The 2,333-nt window shown below is 49.1% G+C and carries 1 protein-coding gene; it reads right to left on the bottom strand.

Annotation, left to right across the window (positions count from 1 at the left end):
• Window positions 1-508 precede the first annotated feature (508 nt).
• Window positions 509-2,059: a flavocytochrome c gene (locus tag Q0095_RS05970; protein ID WP_297882275.1), complete on the bottom strand. Its 1,551-nt coding sequence runs from the start codon at window positions 2,057-2,059 to the stop codon at window positions 509-511.
• Between the last annotated feature and the right edge of the window lie 274 nt (window positions 2,060-2,333).

The raw sequence follows: 2,333 nt of genomic DNA on the forward strand, positions 1-2,333 counted from the left end.
TTTAGCGAAATTTAGCATCGTTGATTGCTAAATAGATGAAATTTTACGCAAAAGACGCATGAAATTTTAAAATTTGATTGAGTTATTGCGCCGTGGCATCATAAAAGCGGCGGTCAAATTTAACTTTTCCTAGTACGCGCGATACATACAAAACGAGGCTTACGAGCTACAAACTCGGGCGACGCCGCAGAGTTTTGGCGCTACAAAATTTAAAACTCCCGCGTTATGAGATTTTAAAATTTTATGATTTGAAATTTTGCCGTCGCGCCGTCGCTGGCGGCGAACGCACTCTCGTTCTTAGGCGTTACGACTTGGGCAACAAAGCCTTTTATGCTGTACGCATTTTACTGCTTCACGTGCCTAGCCTCGCAAATCGCGACAGACCCTGCCGCCGCTCTACGTAGGGTTTACGGATTGTGCTGTGCCCTACTTCGCGTGAGTCCTTCTCAAGCATTTCGGCGCAAAGCATGCATGGCTACTTCGCGCCGAAATTTCGCAGGCGCTAAATTTAAGCCCCGATTGTTTCGCTCGCAATCATTCCAAAAACCATACAATCAAGGATCGCGTAGGTTCCGAGCCTGCTTGCGCCGTGCACGCCGCCGGTTACCTCGCCCGCAGCCCAAAGCCCCGGGATCGGCTCGTGAGTAAGGCTAGAGATGACTTGAGCTTTGGTGTTGATCTCAAGTCCGCCCATCGTGTGATGCACTTTCGGCATCGTGCGGCTTGCGTAAAACGGCGGCTTGGAAACGTCGATACCATCCAGCTTATCGACTACTTTGCCGAATTCGGGGTCTTTGCCCGCTTTGACGTAAGAGTTATAATCCGCGACGGTCTTTAAAAACGGCTCCAGCGGCAGATTGTAAGCCTTCGCAAGCTCCTCTAGCGTGTCAAATTTCTTCACGACGCCCGCTTCCAGCGGCCTTGATGTATAGACCGGGTTACGCGCGGCGACGGCTTGAGAGTCGCAGACGTTTACCGGATAGTTGTCGTTTTTCTCGCTCTCGCCGATAACCTTAAAACAAGCATCCGCCTTAATCTTGCGCCCTGCGTGCTCGTCCATAAAGCGTTTACCCGTCTTTGGATCGACGGTTAGACCGTAGGTGTTGCAGCAGTGATTGGTGAAATTTACTGCGGCGCCGAAGCCCTTTTCGTCGGGCGAGCAATACGGAAGGAACTGAATCCACGACGTAAGAAGGGTAAATGCGCCGATTCTATTTGCCGCTAGCATCGCTCCTGCCGAGCTTCCCGGATGGTTGGTGCTGTCTATGCTAGGCACTACGCGCGGATCTTGGATCTGGCGGTACCATAGATCGCGTCCGTATCCGCCCGAGGCTAGCAAAACGCCGTCTTTAGCTTTATAGCTCTTTTTCTCACCGTTTTTATTTTCCAGATCGTCGCTAAAGAGCTTCGGATCAAATTTATACTCCTCGCGCGCTTCTACGCCCACGACGCGGCCGCTGTCATCCACGATGAAATCGTCAAATTTCGTGCGAGTTTTGATCGTGACGTTAGGATCGTTTTGAAGTTTACCCATCATCGGCTGGATGTAGCCAGAGCCCGAGCCGTTGGTCGATTGCAAGCTTCTTGCGACGCTGTGGGCGCTTTCAAAGATCAACTTATCGCTAAACTCCGCTCCGCAGCTAGTTAAAAGATCCACGGCGTCGTTTGCGCGATCAAACATCATGCCCAAAAGATCGGTATGATTGAGCCCGAGCCCGTCTTTTACGGCATCGGCGATAAAAAGCTCCTTGCTGTCTTTAATGCCCTGCGCTACTTGAAATTTATTCATCGGAGCGGCCATATTTCCGCCGTTGATGACGGAATTTCCGCCCGCGCGACCCATCTTTTCAAGCACTAGCACCTTTTTGCCGCGTCCGCTGGCTTTAATCGCCGCGGCAAGCCCCGCAAAACCGGTGCCGATGATGACGATGTCGTATTCCTCGTCAAATTTGACATCCTTGGCGTTTTGTGCCGCAGTCGCGCTACTAGCTCCCAGCGCAAGTGCTCCGGCGCCAACCGCGCTAATCTTTAAAAAACTACGTCTTGATACGTCTTGCATTTGCAACTCCTTTAATTGAAAGTGTATATTTATTAAAGGTAAGTCAAATAGAATGACGCTATGAATGGATAGTAAAAAGCTATGAAATTTAGGGATTAATATAAAATTTTGAAATTTAGCAGGCGAGATTTAAAATTTTAAAATTTACAATGTCGCTCGTTTGTGAAATATTCGCTTCAAATAAAAATCTCGGCGCGAAAATCGCAATTAATGCAAAATTCGCGCCGAGCCTTAAAATCGCTACGCTTTAGCGAGCGACTTTAAATTTAAGCGT

It is taken from the genome of uncultured Campylobacter sp. (genome assembly GCF_938045535.1).
Taxonomy (GTDB): Bacteria; Campylobacterota; Campylobacteria; order Campylobacterales; family Campylobacteraceae; genus Campylobacter_B.